This is a genomic window from Vibrio sp. 10N.247.311.13, assembly GCF_041467595.1.
Lineage (GTDB): Bacteria > Pseudomonadota > Gammaproteobacteria > Enterobacterales > Vibrionaceae > Vibrio > Vibrio crassostreae_C.
In genome coordinates, this window is sequence record NZ_JBFSUX010000062.1 from 1 (window position 1) to 21,859 (window position 21,859).

Consider the following 21,859-nt stretch of genomic DNA (forward strand, 5'->3'; position numbering starts at 1 on the left):
CTTGTACGGTGGTGTGAGAGGACGGAGGCCGTGAGGCCTCCTCCTACTCGATTAACCGTTACATGTTGAACGCGCTAAATCGCTATGAATTCAACTCTTGTTGGTGTTGTTCAATCAGTTTTTCCATGTACTGTTCGCCGCGAAAGCGAGTGTCTTCGTATGTTTCTGTCCCTTCGAACTTTGTCACAGTCTCATAATAGACTTTCACTTTCGGTTCTGTGCCGGAAGGTCTTACGATAATGCGTGAGCCGTCCTCGAGATGATAGATGAGCACATCACTGGAAGGCAGGTTAATGGCTTCAGTATTGCCCCCAATGACGAAGCGCAAAGAAGACTGTAGATCTTCAATCACAGAGATAGCGACTCCGTTTATTGTATTAGGTTGTGCCGATCGGAGTTTAGAGCCAATCGACGGTGAATCTGGGTCGAGGGCAATACTTCGTTGCGCGTTGGTGTGAACCCCATGTTCAAATGAAATCTGAGCAAGGAGATCCCAAACCGTTCGGCCTCGAGATTTTAACTCTTCAACCAATTGAGCAAACACGACGATTGCCGATAGCCCATCCTTGTCTCGTACCTGAGTACCAATGGTGTAGCCTAACGCTTCTTCATAGGCGAACAAGAACTCGTTCTGCTTATCTTCTAACTGCATGCCAATATTAGCTAACCATTTAAACCCGGTCAGCGTTTGGAAATAAGTCGCACCATGAGATTGAGCCACTTTTTCAAGTAAGGTTGAAGAGACAATACTGTTGCCAACTAACTGGTTTTTGGTATGCGGCTTTGAGAGTAGATAATGAGCGAATAGCACGCCGACTTGGTCACCCGTGAGCATTTTGTATGAGCCATCATCTGTTCTCACTGCAACGGCAAATCGGTCTGCATCTGGGTCATTGGCACAAGCAATGTCGGCATCGACACTTTTTGCTAAGTTAACCACCAGATCCATCGCGCCTTTTTCTTCCGGATTCGGGAAGTTCACGGTCGGGAAGTTACCATCGGGCTCTCTTTGCTCGGCGACGCTGAACACCTTATGGAAACCAGAATCATGAAGAAGATCCTCAGCCATTTGCGCGCCCACACCATGCATTGCAGTGTAGGTGATGGTGGTGTTCGCCGATTCAATATCTTTACTCACGTATGGGCTCTGATTGATAGCAGCTCGGTAGGTCTGATAATAACCTTCAGTTAACCATACCAACTTACCTTGTGTTTCAGCATCATTAAGGCTCATCAAAGGGATAGGCTTGGTTGATGCGATATCGATTTCAGCGGCAATGCCAGCATCATGCGGAGGAATGATTTGCGCGCCATTCTCCCAGTATACTTTGAAGCCATTGTATTCTGGCGGGTTATGGCTGGCCGTCACCACAACAGCCGCTGCGGCGTTGAAATGCTCAATACCAAAAGCAACGATAGGGGTTGCAGCGACATTCGAGGTTAAGTAAACCTTAATGCCTAAAGCCGTGAGTACGGAAGCAGTATCAACAGCGAACTGCTTTGAATCTAAACGGCCGTCATAGCCCACAACCACACCACGAATCTTGGCATTTGCAACGTGCTCTATTAAATAGTGACCAAGCCCTGTCGCGGTTTCTTGTATCACTAAGCGATTCATTCTATTTGGACCACATCCAACTTTGCCTCGAAGACCTGCTGTTCCGAACTCTAATCGTTGAGTAAAGCGGTCTTCAAGTTCGTCATGCATTCCTTCATCGATGAGGTGTTGAAGCTCTTCACGAGTTCTTGGGTCTGGGTCTCTCGCTAACCAATTCATTGCATCTTGCATAATCACTAAACCTTTTAATGTCTGTATGACTTACTGTTGAGTTAACTTAAGTGATATTGATTATCATTTCTATGAAAGCAATCGTAAAACTCGATATAAAATAAATTCCAACGTCAAGAGGGCATGTAGCTTAGTTACTTCAAATAATTGACTGTTTAGTAAGTAAACTTACCTTGAACTATTGGATATCACTAACTAGCCTTTTACATAAATATAACAAAATTTAACAAATTCGCCGTTTTTGAATCTTTCATGAAAACCTCTCACGTTTCTGAGCCGTATTGGCTCATGGGGAGATATGAGGTTGATAGTGTCTTAAAGCTGTCTCCATGCGAGTTGTAGATTGAGATTCAGCCTTTTCATGTGTAGTCGGGATAACAATGAATGTTGCCTGGCTCGTAATGACATGTAGTTCGTAATGAAACATAGCTCGTAACGACATTTAGGTCGCAAGTATCCAATTAGGAAGGATAAGGAGAGATCTTTTGAAAAGATTACTGGTTAGGCTAGCGTGGCTTTTGAAGAGTTTTGTTGTGGTTTTAGTGTCGCCTTTAGTGCATGCAAGTAGTGAATACAACATGACAAGAGGCGTGACTGAGATCAGCAGTGAGGTTTATGAACTTCATATGCTTATCTTCTACATCTGCTGCGCAATTGCCTTCGTTGTTTTTGGGGTGATGTTCTATTCGATTTTGAGACACCGAAAGTCGAAGGGAGCGGTGGCGGCTCACTTTCACGAAAGCACCAAAGTTGAAATCCTCTGGACCATCATTCCAATTATTATTCTTATTGCTATGGCGATACCCGCGACCAAAACCTTGATTGCTATGGAAGACACCTCTCAATCAGATCTGACCGTTAAAATCACTGGATCACAATGGAAATGGCATTACAGCTATTTTGGTGAAGACGTCGAATTTTTCAGCCTTCTAGCGACCAGTGACAAAGAAATCGAAGGCATTGAAGTGAAAGGGGCTCATTACCTGCTAGAGGTTGATAAGCCATTAGTTCTTCCTATTGATAGAAAAGTTCGCTTCTTGATGACCTCTGACGATGTGATTCACTCGTGGTGGGTTCCTGCCTTTGCCGTTAAGAAAGACACTATCCCGGGGTTCATTAACGAAGCGTGGACAAAAATAGATGAACCCGGTGTATATCGTGGCCAGTGTGCTGAACTGTGTGGCCGAGCACATGGCTTTATGCCGATAGTGGTGCATGCCATGGAAGAAGACGAGTTTGATGCATGGCTGGCGGAACAAAAAGAATTGGCGATAGCCGCACAACAGGCGGCTCAAGATGCATTAGACGCGTCACTTTCTTTGGAAGAGCTGAACACCATCGGTGAAGAGGTTTACAAAACTCGATGCGCGGTCTGCCACCAAGCGAACGGTGAGGGTATTCCTGGTGCATTCCCCGCTATTAAAGGTAGCCCAGTTGCTCTAGGAGATGTCGATGTGCATATCGACACCATTGTTTATGGTCGTGGAGGCACGGCAATGCAAGCCTTCGATAACCAGTTAACCGAGAAAGAGATCGCTGCGGTAGTCACTTATCAAAGAAATGCATGGGGTAATGACACGGGCGATATTGTTCAGGCTTCAGATATTAACGCTTACAAGGTTAAACAAGAAGGCGGAGCCCAAGCACCTGACGAACAGGGCTCAACGGATGAAGCACAAAGTGATGCTAAGGAGCAGCTATGAGTTCACCAATCAATAAGCCGGTGAAATCGGCGCCTGAAGAAGATCAGGCCTTAAGCCATTCTGTGGAAGGCACATTGGACAGCAATGACTTGTCTCTGGATGATCACGATTCTCACGCCGCTCCAAAAGGGTGGGCACGTTGGCTGTATTCAACCAATCATAAAGACATAGGCACATTATACCTGTGGTTCAGCTTTTCGATGTTCTTAACTGGCGGCGCGATGGCAATGGTGATCCGCGCTGAGCTATTTCAACCGGGCTTGCAGCTTGTTGAACCAGACTTCTTCAACCAAATGACCACAGTGCACGGCTTGATCATGGTGTTTGGTGCGGTAATGCCTGCATTCACGGGACTCGCTAACTGGATGATCCCTATGATGATCGGGGCGCCAGATATGGCGTTGCCTAGAATGAACAACCTCAGTTTCTGGATTCTGCCTTTTGCCTTCTTAATCTTAATTGGCTCTCTGTTTACAGAGGGAGGTGGCCCGAGTTTTGGTTGGACATTCTACGCGCCGCTGTCAACGACTTACGGCCCTGATAGCACGGCGCTGTTTGTCTTCTCTGTTCATATTATGGGGATCAGTTCGATCATGGGGGCGATCAACGTCATTGTGACCATCGTGAACATGAGAGCCCCGGGTATGACTTGGTTTAAATTGCCAATGTTCGTTTGGACTTGGTTAATCACCGCTTTCTTGCTGATAGCCGTAATGCCCGTTCTCGCTGGGGCGGTGACCATGGTGTTGACCGATAAATACTTTGGGACGAGCTTCTTCGATGCGGCTGGTGGTGGTGACCCCGTCATGTTCCAACATATATTCTGGTTCTTTGGGCACCCCGAAGTATACATCATGATCTTACCGTCGTTTGGTATTGTCTCTGCCATCATCCCAGCCTTTAGTGGTAAGCGTTTGTTTGGTTATCATTCAATGGTGTATGCGACCTGTAGTATCGCGATCTTGTCTTTCTTAGTGTGGGCACATCATATGTTCACTACGGGGATGCCGGTTTTTGCTGAACTGTTCTTCATGTATTGCACCATGTTGATTGCGGTTCCGACGGGAGTGAAAGTCTTTAACTGGGTAGCAACCATGTGGCGAGGCGCGTTGACCTTCGAAACACCAATGCTGTTCACCATCGCCTTTATTGTTCTATTCACGATAGGCGGCTTGTCAGGATTGATGCTCGCTATTGTTCCTGCTGATTTCCAATACCATGACACCTATTTTGTAGTGGCTCACTTCCACTATGTTCTGGTTACCGGTGCGGTGTTCTCGATAATGGCCGCAGCCTATTATTGGTTACCTAAGTGGACCGGGCATATGTACGATCACAAACTCAGCCTGTGGCATTTCTGGACGTCAGTAGTCTCAGTGAATGTCCTTTTCTTCCCGATGCATTTCTTAGGCTTGGCGGGGATGCCACGTCGTATTCCAGACTACGCTATTCAGTTCGCTGACGTTAACCAAGTAGTGTCGATTGGTGGCTTTGCTTTTGGTTTGTCTCAATTGATTTTCTTATGGTTAGTCATCAAGTGCGTAAAAGGCGGTGAGCCTGCATCAAGCAAGCCTTGGGATAGAGCTGAAGGACTTGAGTGGACAGTACCAAGCCCAGCACCTCATCACACCTTTACTCATCCACCTAAAATCGATTAGAGGGATGCACAATGAATGATAAGCAAAGCGAGATAGATAAAAAACAACCTAAGCGATCTACCAAGAAGCTGACGGGCTACTTGGTATTGAGTGTCGTGGCGATGTTTGGCTTCGGTTTCGCTTTGGTTCCGCTTTACGATGTGATGTGTGAGGCGTTGGGAATCAACGGTAAAACTAATACTGTTTCTGCTGTTCAACCTCAGGGGATGCAACCGGACTACTCTCGTACTGTTCGTGTGGAGTTTATGTCGCACATCAAACCTGATATGCCCTGGCAGTTTGTTCCTGAAGAGCGTGTGCTAGAGGTTCACCCTGGTGAGGTGGTTCAAACTAACTACATTGCCAAAAACCTATCTGGAGCCTCATTGGTTGGCCAAGCCGTACCATCGGTTTCTCCAGGAATGGGAGCGACCTACTTCAACAAGATGGAATGCTTTTGCTTTAATCAGCAGCCACTTGACGGGTTCAAGAGCGCTGAAATGGGTTTGATATTTTACATAGAGCCAGACATTCCAGACTCGATACACACGCTGACGCTCTCTTATACGCTGTTTAATATCACGAGTGAGGTGGTCGGGGAATCAAGCAGTCCCGAGCCTAATGTAATCGCGAGTAACTAGGAACCAGAATCAACAAAAGGAGTTGAGCGATGAGTTCTAAAAAGGAAGTTTATTTCGTTCCACATCAAAGCCACTGGCCATTAGTCGGTGCCGTTGCGCTGTTTCTTGTTGCTGTTGGAGCAGGGTTAACCGTGCAAAACATGGGGACTGATGCTGCTGGTGGCGTGTTCGGCAAAGCGGTGTTGTTAGTCGGATTTGCTGTTCTTCTGTATATGCTTGCGGGTTGGTTTAGCAACGTAATTACGGAATCATTGAGTGGTGTTTATTCCGAGCAGATATCTCGCTCCTTTAGGCAAGGCATGAGCTGGTTCATCTTTTCTGAAATCATGTTCTTCGGCGCTTTCTTTGGTGCGCTTTTCTATGCTCGTATGATTTCTGTTCCTTGGATTGGTGGTTCGGGCAACAATGAAATGACCCATGAAGTCTTGTGGCCGATGTTCCAATCTATGTGGCCACTGACCACGACACCTGATGGCGTAACGACACAAGCTATGCCTTGGCAAGGTATCCCTCTAAAAAACACCATAATTCTGCTGCTTTCCTCTGTGACGCTGCATATGGCACATATCAGTCTTGAACAAAATAAGCGTATGGCTTTGATCGTCTGGTTGGAGATAACCATTGTTCTGGCCGGTTTCTTCCTGTTTTTCCAAGTCGAAGAGTACGTCCATGCCTATCAAGAGATGGGGCTGACCCTTCAATCAGGCATCTACGGCAACACTTTCTTCTTATTGACTGGTTTCCATGGTTTGCATGTCTGCTTAGGGACGATCTTTTTGATTGTATTACTGGCAAGGGTTGCGAAAGACCACTTTACGCCAAAAGACCACTTTGCTTTCCAAGCCGGCAGTTGGTATTGGCACTTTGTTGATGTGGTTTGGTTAGGGTTGTTTGTGTTCGTCTATGTTCTTTAACGACATATTGAGCTGCTTTAAGCCATGCTTGGAAGAATAAATATGTTTGAAAACGTTAATCAACTTGAAAGCCTTAGTAAGGCCTTGGATTTGGAGTAATGGTGCCTGAGGCTAGGGCAAGTAACAGCAATAGCACAACGATGGCAGACAGCACCACACGACGACCTAAGAAGTGACTCAGTCTTTTGCCATTTTGTTTGCCTGAGGCGATTTGGATTAGACCTTTCATCAAATTGAAAGCGATAAAAAACAGCAAAGCGACCAATACAATTTTAAATAACAACACAAAGGTAGATGACGCCATAGTGATAACTCCAAACCGATTGATTGATGATGAACACAAGTTCCGCAGTAAAGGTTTTTGGATAGCGGTTGTTTTAACTGTGGTTTCAGTCGGCGCTTTAATCAAGTTGGGTTTATGGCAACTCGATCGTGGTAACGAGAAATTACGTTATGAACAGCAATTAGCTGAGAGAGCACATCTCTCGTCACAACCTTTGGGTGTCGTTATTTCTGAGTTGCGAGAGCTGGATTTATCTGGTCAAGAGTCATTAAATCCTCAAACCCTAAACGGGTTAAAGGCTGATGTTGAATTAGTCAATACGAGCGGCTTGATGCTCTTGTTAGACAACCAGATAAGCCAAGGAACGGTAGGGTATGTGATTTACATGTTGGGTGAGGTTCGCTTTGAAGATGGAAACCAGTCCTTAGTGGCTGAAAAACAGTTGTTGATCGATCTTGGGTTTGTTCCGGCAAGTAATGACAGAAGAGAACTACCGCAATTAGGAAGTATCACTGTACCAACCAAAATGTCAGGGCGCTTGTATACACGCTCAATTAATCCTTTAAGTCATGAGTTGGGTTTAGAAAATACGACACCGAATAGAATCCAAAACCTAAACATAGCAGCGTTATCACAGTATACAGGACAAGAAGTGCTGCCCTTTGTCTTCCAACCTCAGAGTTTAGATTCATGGCCCTATGAAATGTTATGGCGTCCAACGGCGATGAGGTCTGAGAAGCATTTTGGTTACTCATTTCAATGGTTTGTTATGGCTGCGGTACTTTTGTTTTTGATGTTGTTGATTGGCTATCGGTACCTAAAAGCAACACCTATCACGAGGAATAAGGATGGATAAATCTCAAGCACAAGTGAACAGGGAAATTACCGAGGCAAACATGGCTGAGCTCAGAAGCCGTCGTACTAAAGGACGTTTGGTATTAATCGGACTCGTTTTAATTTTCGCTTTGCCAGCCATTATCGCCAAAACTGTGTTGGATCAGAATTGGTATACGTCAGGTGTCACTAACTCAGGCGAATTGGTAGAACCAAGAATTACACTAGCGGATTTTGGCGTAACGGTACCCATGGCAGGAGAGGGTTGGGTTGTGGGGTATATCGCACCGATGGAGTGCGAAAGCTTGTGTGAACAACAGCTTCATTATTTGAATCAAAGCTACTTAGCGTTAGGGAAAAACAAAGAGCGAGTGACCGCCGTTGTTTTCGTCTCAGAAGGTAACTCGTTGTCGGGTTCGCTCAACAAGCCTGATTTATCTTTGTTAGCAGGTAGTGATCAGTTAAGCACCAAGTTTTCGCCGGCTTCCATTGTCATTATTGACCCGCTAGGACAGTTGGTTATGGAGTACAAAAGCGTGTCGGAACCGTCGCAGCTAGTCGGGCAATCCAAAGGTATGATTCATGATTTAAGAAAGCTACTTAAGCTGTCACGAGTTGGGTAGTTGATGGCGCAAATGCTTGAGCTTAAGCAGCGAAAGGGAATAAGTATAGGGAGATAAACGATGCAGAATAAAGCCCCTGATTTACTCATGCACATGATGAGATTAACTATCTTGTTAACCCTTACCGTGATTGTGCTCGGTGCTTATACCCGTTTGTCTGATGCTGGCCTTGGCTGTCCTGACTGGCCTGGGTGCTATGGAAAGATTACCGTTCCGTCTGATGCCCAAGCAGTTAATCAAGCCAATCTACAATTTCCAGAACGAGCTCTCGAAGCAGACAAAGCTTGGATAGAGATGATCCATCGCTACTTTGCAGGAACATTAGGGCTGCTTATCTTTGTCGTTGTTGCTTGGTGTATTAAAAAGAATATAACACCAGTTGGTCTTCCATTACTTATCTCTGCCACTGTGATTTTTCAGGCTTTGCTTGGAATGTGGACGGTGACTCTTAAGTTGATGCCCGTTGTGGTTATGGCGCATTTGATGGGGGGTTTCACATTGCTGTCACTGTTGTGTCTGCTCTACTGCCGTTTGTCTCAATTCCAAAGCCGTTTTGGCGAGGCTTCTTATTCTCCAACACTTAAATTTTGGGCGTTGTTTGGGTTACTCATTGTGGTTGGGCAGATACTGCTTGGTGGTTGGACATCGTCAAACTATGCCGCTTTGGTGTGTACCCAATTGCCTATTTGTGAAGGTAACTGGATGAGCTACCTCGATTTCAAAAATGCGTTCGATTTTGCTCAACACGGACACGATAACTATGAGTTTGGTGTGTTGGAGTATCCCGCGAGGCTTACCATACATGTCATGCACAGGTTCGGGGCTATTGTGGCGACATTAACGGTGCTGATGGTCGTGTACCAGTTATGGAAGTTTGGCCAAGTGCCTCACCAAAAGCTGAGCATGATTGTCGCAATAGTGTTGTTTACTCAAATCAGCCTTGGGATCAGTAATGTATGGTTTCACCTGCCAATCTCAGTTGCGGTTTTGCATAACCTAGTCGCAGTAATGTTGCTCATCAGCATGGTTGTAACCAATTTTGTGGTGTGGCAACGCAAACCGAGTGAGAGCTTGGTGAAGAACAGTGTATTACAAGGAGGTAATCATGGTCAGTAGAACGTCAACACAGTATGAAGTGGTGGCTCAAGACGCAGCCTTAACTCATAAGATAACAGCCAATAATGACATAACTTTAAGTAACGAAAAGGCTGAAAAAAACAAAGCCACTTGGAAAGTTTATTTAACGCTGACTAAGCCTAAAGTGGTGGCTTTGATGTTGCTGACAGCATTGGTTGGGATGTGTTTGGCCGTGCCGAATGGATTGCCTTTGCAACAAACTTTGTTCGGAATGATTGGGATAGGGTTAATGGCAGGTTCAGCGGCTGCGTTTAACCATTTGATCGATAAAAAGATCGACGGCCAGATGACTCGAACAAATCGACGCCCTTTACCATCCGGTGAGCTGAGTAGTGTGCGTGTGTTTAGCTTTGCAGCAGGTATCGGCTTATTTGGGTTCGCTACGTTAGTGGTGTGGGTCAATCAACTCACGGCTTGGCTAACCTTTGCAAGTTTATTGGGCTATGCGGTCATCTATACCATGTACTTGAAGCGAGCGACGCCACAGAACATCGTAATTGCAGGGATAGCTGGCGCAATGCCACCGTTATTGGGCTGGACGGCAGTCACCAACGAGCTGCATTCAAATGCTTGGTTGTTGGTGATGATCATCTTTATTTGGACGCCTCCTCATTTCTGGGCGTTGGCAATTCATCGTCGTGATGAGTATGCCAAAGTGAACATCCCCATGTTGCCTGTGACCCACGGAATCGAATACACCAAGACTTCTATTTTGCTCTATACCTTGCTGCTAAGCATCGTATGTATATTGCCGGTATTGGTCGGCATGAGTAGCTGGATATATTTGAGCGCTTCTTTGGTTCTCAACGGCGGGTTTGTTTATCACGCTTGGGTACTTAAATATCGTGATGAACCTAATATGGCGATGAAGACCTTTAAGTTCTCCATCTATCATCTCATGATCTTGTTTGTGGCTCTGTTGGCGGACCACTATCTACTTTGATAACTGATGCTTCAGCTGTTACAGAATAAGAAAACGGATGCTTTGGGCATCCGTTTTTGTTTGGTTGATGACTAAAACTCACCCAATACAAAGTAAGTATCTAGCGAGTACTTAGTCCACTTTGTTCCAAGCACTTTGCCAGTGTGAACCGACACCTGGTTCGTACTGAGTTGCTGTTGGAGCCCATTGAACACAGTAGCCAGAGTATGGGAACTCTTTACACTGATAAACGCCACCATCGCTGCTTAGAACCTTTGTTCCTGCTGTGTAAGACTCAATGCTTTCTGGGAACACGAAGTCGTAGTCGCCTGCTGGTGGCGGTGTTTGCTCGTCCATTAGGTGGAAATCAAGCGTGTTCTGATCCACTAAGTTACCTTGGTCATCTTTCGTCACAACCACAAGCATGTGGTGACCAGCTTCAGACTTAGAAAGAGTCAGTTGAATATCTTCAACTTGTCCGTCTGCTAGGTCCGATTTCTGAGAGGCAAGTGCTTCACGGTGATGGTTGTACACGGTAAGCTCAGCTTGAATATCGCCTGTTGCCGCTAGCGTAAGGTCAAGCTGAGTAGGTTGGCTCTCATCGATAATGTACTCTGATTCTAAGCCTGTTACTTCTAGCTCATGCTCTGGTTCTGGAGTGTCAATCTTGTAGCCGATTTCCACACTGTTAAAGCCAGAACCTGCTTTTAGATAAACAGGGTTCGTGCCGTATACTGGCGCAAAATCGCCTTGGTCGTTCAATTGACCTGCTTTGATTTGCGTCTGCTCTTGATTGATTTTAGAAGAAAGAGCGTAAGACCAGTTATTGGCTTTGCCTTGCTCAGTACTTTCAATCACAAGCTCAGTGCTGTATGAAGCGTTCTCACCAGACTGGTCGAATACACGCGTATAAACAGCGTCACCAACATTCAGGTCTTGTGTCGGGTTGATTTGACCACCTTGATCCCAATCAGGAATGAAAGGGCCGTCACCATCAAATTTCACGTCGATAACGTTGTAGAAAGCCGCTGCAGTGTCACCTACATCCCATACCGCAAGGATCACTTGATAACCTTCACGCTCTGGCACATTACACAAGTGACTGACTTGCATCGGTGGCTGTTCCATATTGCCTTCAACAACACAGAATGGCGTTAAGTCAAAAGAGCTGCGAGCCAACGGCTGGTTTGGATTCCAGTCGGGTTGAGTAATGTAATATTTCCAATCGCGAGTCTTGTGGTTAGCTGTGAATGTCCACTCGAAGTATTGAGAACCAGACTTGATAGGGCGTTTAACCCAGCGGTCTGCCTTTTGCTCGTCTAGTGCTGCTGCTAAAGAAGATTGCGCACTGGCGATTCTCCCATCAGCAGGGCCAACTTCTGGGAAGCCTTCAGGGCCTTCTACACTTTGTGGTTCGTATTGGATACCACCACAGTTGGTGTTTTTCTCTTGCGTATCACTCGCAGGGAACTTACATAGGGCAACACGGCTCTCAGCTACGCCATTGTTGTATGCCGAGACATAACCGTGACCGAAGCTTGCACCGCTTACGCTAAGAAGCGATAGCGCGATGAGTGATTTTTTTTGGAGTTGTTTCATTATTTGTCCTTACTGTATTTGGCCGACAAAAAAGAGAACACCCCGGCATGCATTTACACTTAAATTCTATTAAGTGGCGGCCCCGCTATCATAGACAGAATATTTGTCGACAGACCGGTGGCTTTGCGTCCTATTCTTTCAAATAGTTTGCCAGAAGTGCGTTTGAGCAATCGAAATGTAGCCAACCAGTTTTATAAATGCGAATCAATCGATTGAAATGTGGAATGCCAATCTCGAACTTTTAATTCTTGATACAAATTAACTTGCTATATGTTTAGTTCGTTAACGTATAAATTATTGATATAAATAAAGAAAGCATTTGATCTAATCGTTTTAGTGAATGACTTTGGGTTGTTTCGCTTCGCTCTGTACAACAATTGTGCACATATCAAAACCAAACCTTTGGTTTCCACTAACCGAACCCTGACACGCCATGTATGAAAAACCGGACAATTGATTGGTATGAATTATATAAAGGAGCCGGTATGGAATTCACAGAACTAGACAGAGACGCGTTGTATCAAACGTGGATGTCACAAAAATCGAGAATGCGAATTACGCAGATGGAGTTTTCAAAAAAGCTAGGCATGAACCAGCTTGATTTCTCAAGAGTGCTAAGAGGGGAGACGCCATTAACCATGTCTTTCATTAGTCATTTTTGTCGTTTACTTCATTTGGAACCAAGGAATGTATTCCCCTCGCTAAAAGAGGTCAATGAATCGGGGCCTAAAGTGGTCTACCTGAAAAGTAGAATGAGTGTTGATGGTGAGATCCAAAATGCTTATATTGAAGGAAATCAGGTAATTGTAGAGTACGCACACACTGTTCAACATGATTAATTTTAGAGTTAGCTCTGATTTTTAACCCCCTTTTTCTACAACCTTTTCACATAGGGTATGTCATACTTAATTAGATTCCTTAATTTTGACTAAGTGCGTTATGAACCCTTTAAAAGTCCTTTTGCTTGTTGCAACCAGCATTTTCTTGCTTGGTTCTGCAGGCGGCCCAATTAGAACCGCTACTAAATTTACCAGCTACGAAGATTTTCAGGCTGGGCCTGACGGAGGCGTCGACTTGGTTTGGGCAAGGGTTGGGTTACGTGACGCGCAGCGTTTGAAATCCAAGTTAGATGACTACGATTCTGTAGTGATCGACCAAATTTTTGTTTTAGCAGAAGAAGGTTCGTTGGATCAGGAAGAGATTCAGGAACTCACTGAGCACATGGTTGCGCGCTTGGAAGATAAAATATCGCCTCATAAAACGATTGTCGATGAACCGACAGGAAAAACGCTCCGCTTGAGTATCGCTCTGAGTAACGTTGAAACACCCAATCCGCTCTTAGCTGTAACGAGCAGCGTTCTGCCGTTTGGCCTTGCGATGTCAACCATATCTAAGGTCACGACTGGTGAGCACACCAATGTTGGGAGTGCGAGTGTAGAGTTATTGGTCAGTGATGCTCAAGAGGGCACACCACTGTTTGCAGCCATCGACCGTGAAGCGGGTAACAAAGATTTTTCAACCATGATTGATTCGCTTGATGATGCCAAAGATGCGATCAACTATTGGGTTGAACGTTTCGGTGATACTCTACAGAATATCGATGACGCTTAGAAAGAGCCTGTAATGCTAGAGAAAGAGAACCTGATTAAACTTGCTAGAATGCAAATGCCATTGGGTAAATACGCTGGTCGTACGTTGATTGACTTGCCTGAAGAATATTTGCTGTGGTTTGATAAAAAGGGATTCCCGTCTGGTGAACTCGGCGATTTATTGAAACTGTGCCTTGCTCTGAAAATTGAAGGGCTTGATAGTGTCGTCAAGCCATTGAAAAGAATGTAATTAAATAAAAGCTCACGCTGATCACGTGAGCTTTTTTGTTTTTGAGTTCGACACAATTTTACATGCATGATGTAGCTTGAAGAATGGCTCTTCTTACCTTGCTATAAAATACGCAATCGATAGCGTGTAAATAATGGTATACAGGGTGTTTTAAATATAAAACACAAAAAAAATTGCGTTTATTTTTAATTAGTGATTGAAACTAGAGTTTTTACTAGTTAAGTTACAGGGAACAAGAAGATTAGTGCTGATAGAAAGTGACGTGAGACAACGTACATTCAGCTCAAGGATAGAAAAAAGGAAGAAGTAAGCAATGTTCCAGACTGATGATGTAAGAATTAACAAAGTAAAAGAGTTATTACCCCCTGTAGCTGTTTTAGAAAAGTTTCCAGCGACAGAAGTTGCTTCTTCTACAACCTTTGAAAGCCGCAAAGCGATCCACAATATTTTAGAAGAGAGCGATGATCGCTTGCTTGTTATTGTCGGCCCATGTTCTATTCATGACACAGAAGCTGCTCTTGAGTACGGTAAACGTTTGAAAGTGTTGCGCGACGAACTTGGTGATAACCTTGAAATCGTAATGCGTGTTTACTTTGAAAAACCACGTACAACTGTTGGTTGGAAAGGTCTAATAAATGACCCGTACATGAACGATACGTTCAAGCTAAATGATGGCCTTCGTCTAGGACGTAAGCTACTGCTGGACCTAACTGACATGGGCATGCCAACGGCAAGCGAATTCCTAGACATGATCACGCCTCAATACGTTGCTGACCTAATCAGCTGGGGTGCAATCGGCGCACGTACTACAGAATCTCAAGTTCACCGCGAACTGGCTTCTGGCCTATCTTGCCCAGTTGGATTTAAGAATGGTACTGATGGCAACATCAAGATTGCAACAGATGCGATTCGCTCTGCTAGCGCTTCTCACCACTTCTTATCAGTAACTAAGTACGGTCACTCAGCTATCGTTGAAACAGCAGGTAACCCTGATTGTCATATCATCCTACGTGGTGGCAAAGAGCCAAATTACAGCGCAGAACACGTTGGTAAGATTAAAGAAGAGCTAGCAGCTTCTGGTCTTCCACAAAAAGTGATGATCGATTTCAGCCACGCAAACAGCTCTAAGCAGTTTAAGCGTCAAATGAACGTATCTGATGACGTAAGCGCACAAATTTCTGGTGGCGACAAAGCTATCTTTGGTGTGATGATTGAATCTCATCTTGTTGAAGGTCGCCAAGACCTGGTTGAGGGCAAAGCTGCAACGTACGGCCAATCTGTTACTGATGCGTGTATTGGTTGGGAAGACACTGAAACAGTACTTCGCCAGCTGGCAGACGCTGTTGAAGCTCGTCGTAACAAATAGACTAATTACAGTCAGCGATTAAGCTACTGAAAATTCAAAGCCCTTAGTTAGCAACAGCTAATAAGGGCTTTTTTGTGGATCTTAGTTGAAAACTGGAAGTGTCTGTATTCTTAAATGAGAAAAGACAGTAACTCGTCGACTTTAAGTGACAGTAAAGCTTTATCTTGTTTGGTTTCAACGTTAAGGCGTATTAATGGCTCGGTATTGGACTTTCTTAAGTTGAAGCGCCATGAGCCCATATTCATGCTGATTCCGTCTGTGTGATCGATCTCAACGGCATTATTTTGGTAGTGCGATAACACGCAAGCCATGACCTGCTCTGGGTCTGAGACTCTTCGATTGATCTCCCCGGAAGAGGGGAATCTATCTATACTAGTACTCGTTAATTGGTGAAGAGATTGTTGAGTTTTCGACATCAGCTCGATAACCAATAGCCAAGGAATCATGCCTGAATCGCAATATCCAAAATCACGAAAATAATGGTGTGCGCTCATTTCGCCCCCATAGACGGCATTCGTTTCACGCATCTTCTCTTTGATCAGTGCGTGTCCTGCTTTAATTCCAATCGCTTTTCCACCATGCGTTTTTGCGATTTCAATTGTGTTCCAGGTCATGCGCATATCGTGCAATACAGTCGTGTTAGGCTGTTTGACCAAGAATGCTTCAGCAAGCAACCCTACAATGTAATAACCCTCGATGTAATCGCCTTGCTCATCAAAGAAAAAGCATCGGTCGAAGTCTCCATCCCAAGCAATTCCAAGGTTAGCAGAATGCTCTAAAACGGCATCTCGAGTGGCTGCTTGGTTCTCTCTAATCAAAGGGTTTGGAATACCATTTGGGAAGTTTCCATCAGGGTTATGATGAACTTTGATGAAGGTGATAGGGACACCGAGTTCGTTAAATTTATTATCTAAAGCATCAATGATATGTCCTGCAACACCGTTCCCAGCATTAACCACAATCTTCATCGGTGACAGCTTTGATGGGGTTATGTACGAGAGTAGGTGCTCGACGTACGGAGCAAGAATACTGTTAGATCTACTAGAGTTACTTGGTTGTGCATGAACGAACGGTAAATTGCAGTTCAGCTCTTGATTAAGTTCTTCAATGCGTCGTTTGATTTCATCTAAACCACTGTTTTTACTGATAGGGCTAGCGTCTACACCGACCATTTTCATGCCGTTGTAATTGATTGGGTTGTGGCTGGCTGTGATTTGTATTCCGCCAATCGCTTTTAGGTAACGAGTCGCAAAGTAGACCTCTTCAGTGCCAGTCATACCTAGATCAATGACGGTAATCCCTGACTCGATTAAGCCTTTGGTCATGGCTTCTTGTAATGACAGGGAGGTTTTGCGGTTATCACGACCAATCACTACCTGCGCCAAACCATCGAGTGAGGTTTCAGGCTTAGCGGATAGGACGTATTCGCCAAATGCCTTACCGAGCAGGTAGGCGAGTGGCTCATTGATTTGTTTACCAATGACGCCGCGGATATCGTTGTTCTTAAAGCAGTTTAGGTCTAATGTTGGTTTCATCGATTTGTCGCTGCTTTATTTCGTTTGGTTGTGCTTTGATGAGTGGACTTGTTGCTTGCGCACGTCTCGCCCATAACTGTCTTGATATCGAATGATGTCGCCTTCACTTAAATGACTGCCTGTTTGTACTTCAATCATCTCGAGTGGGAGATCCCCTGGGTTCTCTAGGCTGTGAATATGACCTAAAGGGATGTAAGTGGATTGATCTTCTTCAACCAGATAGGTTTTCTCATTGTTGGTCACTTTCGCAGTACCCGCCACGACTACCCAATGTTCCGCTCTATGGTGGTGCATTTGTAACGACAACTTGTGACCGGGTTTAACGGTGATACGTTTAACTTTGTCGCGCTTGCCTAGGTCGATAACATCGTATTTACCCCAAGGTCTAAACACCTCACGATGATGCACATGTTCTGTGCGACCCGCTTGATTTAGTTGACTGACAATCGATTTAACACCCTGAACCCTGTCTTTATTTGCAACCAATATAGCGTCTTTGGTTTCGACAATAATCAGGTTGTCGACACCTACCGTCGCAACCAGCTTATTTTCAGCATGGATGTAGTTGTGTTGAGAGTCGACGGTTAATACATCACCTTCAATGACGTTATTGTGCTGATCTTTTTCGCTTACATCCCAGATCGCGGACCATGAGCCAATATCGTTCCAGCCGACATCCATCGGGATCACCGCGGCGTGCAAGGTCTTTTCCATCACGGCATAATCGATTGAATCACTTGGACTGCTTTTGAATGCTTCAGCGTCTATACGGATAAAGTCGAGGTCGGTATTTTGCGTTGCAAGAGCGAGTTTACAAGCCGCTACTATCTCAGGGTGGTGTTCGGCGAGTTCTTTAACATAGCGTGATGCCTTAAACATGAACATGCCACTGTTCCATAAGTATTGTTCTGAGCGGATGTACTCTTCTGCTGTTGCTGTGTCTGGCTTTTCTACAAAGCATTCTATGGCGAAGGCGTGATTGATTGGCTGCTCTGTTCCATTAGTATCAGTTTGAGCACTGGAGGAAAGAGGCTCTCCCTGCTTGATATAGCCATAGCCAGTCTCTGGGGAGCTAGGTGTTATACCGAATGTCACCAGCTTGCCTTGTTTTGCATAATCAACACCACGACTAATCGCTTGTTGGAATTCAGAGGTTTTCGCGATGTGATGATCAGCAGCCAGCACTAACAAGATAGGGTCGGATGCGCTTTGTTCATTAAGCGGTGGTTTACTTAAAGCCTTTAGGGCGGCAAGCGCAATGGCTGGGGCTGTATTTCTACCGACTGGCTCTAGCAGAATACCACTATGTTGAATGTTAGCTGATCGAGCTTGTTCAGCGGCAATAAAGCGATGCTCTTCATTACAGATAATGAATGGGGCATCGCATTTACTATCCATCAAGTGCTCTTCAAGGCCTTGCAGGCGTTGAAGTGTGTGCTGAAGCATTGACTGGTCGCCGGCAATATTGAGAAATTGCTTAGGGTAAAGCTCGCGAGACAGTGGCCAGAGACGACTTCCGGAGCCGCCGGCTAGAATGACAGGTAAAATCATAGCGTGGTAATTAGGTGCATTAGAATACTGCCATCATATTACCACGCTTCACGCTTATTACTTATCGATAACCAAGAAGGATATGACTATCGATGACCTTCCGTAGGGGAGTTCAACATGTCTTTGGGATCGCTAATATTCTGATTATCACCTAGGCTTTGAACGCTGTTATGATCTTGAACATTAGAAAAGTCTTGAGGGTCAATCTTGAGTGTCTGTGTTGGGAACGCGATGTCTGCATTGTGTTTATGAATAATCGCCAGAACCTGTAACAGAACGTCTTGCTTCACTTTGTGGTACCTGATCCAGTTGACTGTTTTTGTGAAGGTATAGATAAAGAAGTTGAGCGTTGATGGCCCAAATTTGTCAAAGTTAACGATCAACGTCTGTTTGGCATCAATATCTGGGTGGGTCTCGAGCATGGTTCTTACATCATCAACAATGAGCGCCAATTTGTCTGCATCTTGATAACGAAGACCAAAGGTTTCATTGATTCTACGATTCAACATTCTCGATGGATTCTCTACCACAATACTACTGAACACCGAATTTGGCACGTACAAAGGACGCTTATCAAAAGTGCGGATGATCGTCATGCGCCAACCAATGCGTTCGACAGTGCCTTCGATTTGACGATCGGGAGAACGTATCCAATCACCGACTTTAAAAGGGCGGTCGAAGTAAATCATCATGCCACCGAAGAAATTCGACAGTAAGTCCTTAGCCGCTAAACCGACGATCAAGCCACCAACACCACCAAAGGTGAGTAAGCCGGAAAGACTGAGCCCAAATGCCTGCATAATGGTTAGGCCGCCCATCACCATAAAGAACAAGCGAGCGACTTTCGCTATCGCTTGTACAGTGGTTTCGTCTCTGGTTTTTTGCTCTAAGACATAGGCTTCTGTGTTAGTGATCATTCGTAAGGTAAACCAAACGAAGGTACAGATAATTAATATGTGCTTAAGTGTTTTTAACCAGTTGATTTCATTGCCAAACTGGTCTTGAAGTATTAGCCCGATAGAGACTGTAGCAGGCCAACACCAAAGTAATGTGCTGACAGGGGTTTTTAGTGCTTCTAGCAGTAGATCGTCCCAGTGGAATGGGGTTTTCTGAACCAGAATTTCTAAGCGATTATGGATAATTCGCCAAGCTACCCAAGCGAGAAAACTCGCAATAGTGATGAATAGGACGCTGTTTGCCCAATCACTATGGCTCTGGTTGATGTAGGTTTGTACTTGGGTTATGAATTCATTCATTGTGTGTGCTGCCGCAGAAATTATGAATTGGAAATTAGCAGAAACTCGAGTTGTTCTCTACCTTTATAAATCAAGCGATTATGACAATAGTATAACCTTATTCTTGCAGAACTAACTTTTTTTGAGATAGAAACTAATGTAGGTTTGGCTATCCCGTGTAATTAAAATTTCTAAACAGGATTTCAAATGAGCGACAAACAATATGCAGTTATCGGTTTAGGGCGATTTGGTCTGTCTGTTTGCAAAGAGCTACAAAGTTCAGGGGCACAGGTACTGGCCGTCGATATTGATGAAGAGCGAGTGAAAGAAGCAGCGGCTTTTGTTTCACAAGCGATTGTTGCGAACTGCACGAGCGAAGAGACGGTGAAAGAGTTAAGACTCGATGATTACGATATGGTGATGGTGTCGATAGGCTCTGACGTTAACTCAAGCATTCTAACGACTTTGGTGGTGAAAGAATCTGGAGCAAAAGCAGTCTGGGTTAAGGCGAATGATAAGTTCCACGGCAAGATCCTCTCTAAGATTGGTGCTGACCATATCATCATGCCCGAGCGCGATATGGGTATTCGTGTTGCTCGTAAGATACTGGATAGACGCGTTCTTGAGTTTATCGATCTTGGCAGCGGTTTAGCGATGACGGAGATTGTTATTGGTTCTAATTTGTTGGGTAAGAAACTTGGCGACCTTAAGCTGTGTAAAGAAAATGGTGTTGAAGTACTTGGCTTCAAGCGAGGACCGAACCTAACTAAAGCTCCAGAACTGGATGTGAGTTTAGAAATTGGGGATGTGGTGATCATCGCTGGGCCGAAAGAGACCTTATCTAGAAAGCTACGCAATTGGTAATTGGCAATAAGGTAACAGTATGAATTCGTTAAAACGAAAAGGTACTTTCTACACGCTTAAGAGTGATAAAAAGCCACGTAAAGGCTCTGAACCTAAGATTATCCTTACGAGCTTCTTAGGCGTACTTATCCCCTCTGCAATATTGTTGACGATGCCTGTATTCTCTGTGACAGGCCTAAGTTTTACGGATGCACTGTTTACAGCAACCTCGGCGATCAGTGTGACAGGATTAGGTGTTGTCGATACCGGTGAGCATTTCACCTTGGCGGGTAAAATCTTACTGATGTTCTTGATGCAAGTCGGCGGGTTAGGGCAGATGACTCTATCTGCGGTACTGCTTTACATGTTCGGTGTTAGGTTAAGCCTTAAACAACAAGCACTCGCGAAAGAAGCGCTTGGCCAAGATCGTAAGATTAACCTTCGTAAATTGGTTAAGAAGATCATCATCTTTGCATTAGTGGCTGAATTTATCGGTTTTGTATTGCTCTGCTTCCGCTGGGTACCTGAGATGGGATGGTCAACGGGCTGTTTTTATGCTCTATTTCATGCGATATCTGCATTCAATAACGCAGGTTTTGCACTGTTTTCAGACAGTATGATGAGTTTTGTTGATGATCCGCTGGTGATCTTCACCTTAGCTGGCTTGTTTATTTTCGGTGGGCTAGGCTTCACAGTCGTCGGCGACCTATCGAGTAACTGGCGTAAAGGTTTTCGACATCTTCATTTACACACCAAGATTATGCTAACCGCCACTCCGACTCTATTGTTGGTAGGTACGGTATTGTTCTGGCTGCTAGAAAGAAATAACTCAGCAACCATGGAAGGGTTATCGACTCAAGGACAGTGGCTAGCCGCATTTTTTCAGTCGGCAAGTGCTCGTACTGCTGGCTTTAATAGTGTGGATTTGTCTCAATACACTCAGCCGGCATTGCTGGTAATGATTGTACTGATGTTGATTGGTGCCGGTTCTACCTCAACGGGTGGTGGTATTAAGGTTTCGACCTTTGCCGTCGCGTTTGTTGCGACGTGGACGTTTTTACGCCAGAAGAAACATGTAGTGATGTTTAAGCGAACCGTAACTTGGCAAGCGGTAACAAAGTCATTGGCCATTATTGTGGTAAGTGGGGCGTTATTAACCACCGCGATGTTTTTGTTAATGCTTACTGAAAAGGCAGCGTTTGATCGAGTCATGTTTGAGGTGATTTCTGCCTTTGCAACGGTTGGTTTAACAGCTGGCTTAACCGCAAACCTGACTGAGCCAGGTAAATACATCATGATTGTGGTTATGGTGATTGGACGTATCGGCCCCCTGACCTTGGCTTATATGCTAGCTCGCCCAGAACCTTCCTTGTTGAAATACCCTGAAGACACGGTGTTAACGGGTTAA

20 protein-coding genes and 1 riboswitch are annotated in these 21,859 nt (G+C 44.8%); of the genes, 14 read left to right on the forward strand and 6 right to left on the reverse strand.

The window, feature by feature from the left end; all coding sequences use genetic code 11:
• Positions 1-82: 82 nt before the first annotated feature.
• Positions 83-1,789 carry a phospho-sugar mutase gene (locus tag AB6E52_RS19235; protein ID WP_102321412.1) on the reverse strand — a complete coding sequence of 569 codons (1,707 nt, stop codon included), beginning with the start codon at positions 1,787-1,789 and terminating at the stop codon, positions 83-85.
• A gap of 485 nt (positions 1,790-2,274) precedes the next feature.
• Between AB6E52_RS19235 and coxB the strand changes: the two genes are divergently transcribed.
• From coxB to AB6E52_RS19255, 4 genes are read left to right on the forward strand one after another with little or no spacing between them, the layout of a single operon-like run.
• Positions 2,275-3,492 carry a cytochrome c oxidase subunit II gene (gene coxB / locus AB6E52_RS19240; protein WP_102321411.1) on the forward strand — a complete coding sequence of 406 codons (1,218 nt, stop codon included), beginning with the start codon at positions 2,275-2,277 and terminating at the stop codon, positions 3,490-3,492.
• Positions 3,489-5,150, forward strand: coding sequence for a cytochrome c oxidase subunit I (gene ctaD / locus AB6E52_RS19245; RefSeq protein WP_102321410.1), 1,662 nt, complete (start codon positions 3,489-3,491; stop codon positions 5,148-5,150). The genes coxB and ctaD overlap by 4 nt, the downstream gene beginning before the upstream one ends.
• A gap of 11 nt (positions 5,151-5,161) precedes the next feature.
• Positions 5,162-5,770, forward strand: a complete 609-nt coding sequence (locus AB6E52_RS19250) for a cytochrome c oxidase assembly protein (RefSeq protein WP_102321409.1) — start codon at positions 5,162-5,164, stop codon at positions 5,768-5,770.
• Positions 5,771-5,799: 29 nt separating this feature from the next.
• Positions 5,800-6,684: a cytochrome c oxidase subunit 3 gene (locus AB6E52_RS19255; protein ID WP_102321408.1), complete on the forward strand. Its 885-nt coding sequence runs from the start codon at positions 5,800-5,802 to the stop codon at positions 6,682-6,684.
• A 73-nt stretch (positions 6,685-6,757) separates the two neighbouring features.
• Here the strand turns inward: AB6E52_RS19255 and AB6E52_RS19260 are convergent, their stop codons facing one another.
• Positions 6,758-6,988: a DUF2909 family protein gene (locus tag AB6E52_RS19260; protein WP_048659084.1), complete on the reverse strand. Its 231-nt coding sequence runs from the start codon at positions 6,986-6,988 to the stop codon at positions 6,758-6,760.
• Between AB6E52_RS19260 and AB6E52_RS19265 the strand changes: the two genes are divergently transcribed.
• Genes AB6E52_RS19265 through cyoE form a run of 4 tightly spaced genes read left to right on the forward strand, consistent with a single transcriptional unit; the run spans position 6,882 to position 10,504 of the window.
• Positions 6,882-7,823, forward strand: a complete 942-nt coding sequence (locus tag AB6E52_RS19265) for an SURF1 family protein (protein WP_102321407.1) — start codon at positions 6,882-6,884, stop codon at positions 7,821-7,823. The genes AB6E52_RS19260 and AB6E52_RS19265 overlap by 107 nt on opposite strands.
• Positions 7,816-8,424: a hypothetical protein gene (locus AB6E52_RS19270; protein ID WP_102321406.1), complete on the forward strand. Its 609-nt coding sequence runs from the start codon at positions 7,816-7,818 to the stop codon at positions 8,422-8,424. Before AB6E52_RS19265 ends, AB6E52_RS19270 begins: the two co-directional genes overlap by 8 nt.
• Positions 8,425-8,484: 60 nt before the next feature.
• Positions 8,485-9,540 carry a heme A synthase gene (locus tag AB6E52_RS19275; RefSeq protein ID WP_102321405.1) on the forward strand — a complete coding sequence of 352 codons (1,056 nt, stop codon included), beginning with the start codon at positions 8,485-8,487 and terminating at the stop codon, positions 9,538-9,540.
• The gene (gene cyoE / locus AB6E52_RS19280) at positions 9,530-10,504 is read left to right on the forward strand and encodes a heme o synthase (RefSeq protein WP_017064833.1); all 975 of its coding nucleotides are present in this window, start codon (positions 9,530-9,532) and stop codon (positions 10,502-10,504) included. The genes AB6E52_RS19275 and cyoE overlap by 11 nt, the downstream gene beginning before the upstream one ends.
• Positions 10,505-10,615: 111 nt before the next feature.
• On the opposite strand, the gene gbpA is transcribed toward cyoE, so the two are convergent.
• Positions 10,616-12,082 carry an N-acetylglucosamine-binding protein GbpA gene (gbpA, locus tag AB6E52_RS19285; protein ID WP_102321404.1) on the reverse strand — a complete coding sequence of 489 codons (1,467 nt, stop codon included), beginning with the start codon at positions 12,080-12,082 and terminating at the stop codon, positions 10,616-10,618.
• A gap of 72 nt (positions 12,083-12,154) precedes the next feature.
• Positions 12,155-12,244: riboswitch (cyclic di-GMP riboswitch) on the reverse strand.
• A gap of 323 nt (positions 12,245-12,567) precedes the next feature.
• Between gbpA and AB6E52_RS19290 the strand changes: the two genes are divergently transcribed.
• From AB6E52_RS19290 to aroG, 4 genes are all read left to right on the forward strand, one after another.
• On the forward strand, positions 12,568-12,921 hold the full coding sequence (locus AB6E52_RS19290) for a hypothetical protein (protein WP_017068634.1): 354 nt from the start codon (positions 12,568-12,570) through the stop codon (positions 12,919-12,921).
• Between the two features lie 100 nt (positions 12,922-13,021).
• A complete protein-coding gene (locus AB6E52_RS19295; protein WP_102321403.1) occupies positions 13,022-13,693 on the forward strand; it encodes a DUF3313 domain-containing protein in 672 nt (223 codons plus the stop codon).
• Positions 13,694-13,705: 12 nt separating this feature from the next.
• On the forward strand, positions 13,706-13,921 hold the full coding sequence (locus tag AB6E52_RS19300) for a DUF3820 family protein (protein ID WP_102321402.1): 216 nt from the start codon (positions 13,706-13,708) through the stop codon (positions 13,919-13,921).
• A 313-nt stretch (positions 13,922-14,234) separates the two neighbouring features.
• Positions 14,235-15,287: a 3-deoxy-7-phosphoheptulonate synthase AroG gene (gene aroG / locus AB6E52_RS19305; RefSeq protein ID WP_017061746.1), complete on the forward strand. Its 1,053-nt coding sequence runs from the start codon at positions 14,235-14,237 to the stop codon at positions 15,285-15,287.
• 110 nt (positions 15,288-15,397) lie between these two features.
• Here aroG and AB6E52_RS19310 read toward each other — a convergent pair whose 3' ends face one another.
• The 3 genes from AB6E52_RS19310 to AB6E52_RS19320 all read right to left on the reverse strand — a co-directional run bounded on the left by AB6E52_RS19310 (position 15,398) and on the right by AB6E52_RS19320 (position 19,629).
• Positions 15,398-16,822 (reverse strand): phosphomannomutase/phosphoglucomutase, encoded by a 1,425-nt coding sequence (locus AB6E52_RS19310; RefSeq protein WP_017068632.1) that lies wholly within the window; start codon positions 16,820-16,822, stop codon positions 15,398-15,400.
• 15 nt (positions 16,823-16,837) lie between these two features.
• On the reverse strand, positions 16,838-18,373 hold the full coding sequence (locus AB6E52_RS19315) for a mannose-1-phosphate guanylyltransferase/mannose-6-phosphate isomerase (protein ID WP_102321401.1): 1,536 nt from the start codon (positions 18,371-18,373) through the stop codon (positions 16,838-16,840).
• 86 nt (positions 18,374-18,459) lie between these two features.
• Entirely contained in the window at positions 18,460-19,629 is a 1,170-nt protein-coding gene (locus tag AB6E52_RS19320; RefSeq protein WP_017061743.1) for a mechanosensitive ion channel family protein, read from the reverse strand.
• A 186-nt stretch (positions 19,630-19,815) separates the two neighbouring features.
• On the opposite strand from AB6E52_RS19320, the gene AB6E52_RS19325 reads away from it, so the two are divergent.
• The gene (locus tag AB6E52_RS19325; protein ID WP_102321400.1) at positions 19,816-20,472 is read left to right on the forward strand and encodes a TrkA family potassium uptake protein; all 657 of its coding nucleotides are present in this window, start codon (positions 19,816-19,818) and stop codon (positions 20,470-20,472) included.
• A gap of 19 nt (positions 20,473-20,491) precedes the next feature.
• Positions 20,492-21,859, forward strand: a complete 1,368-nt coding sequence (locus AB6E52_RS19330; RefSeq protein WP_102321399.1) for a TrkH family potassium uptake protein — start codon at positions 20,492-20,494, stop codon at positions 21,857-21,859.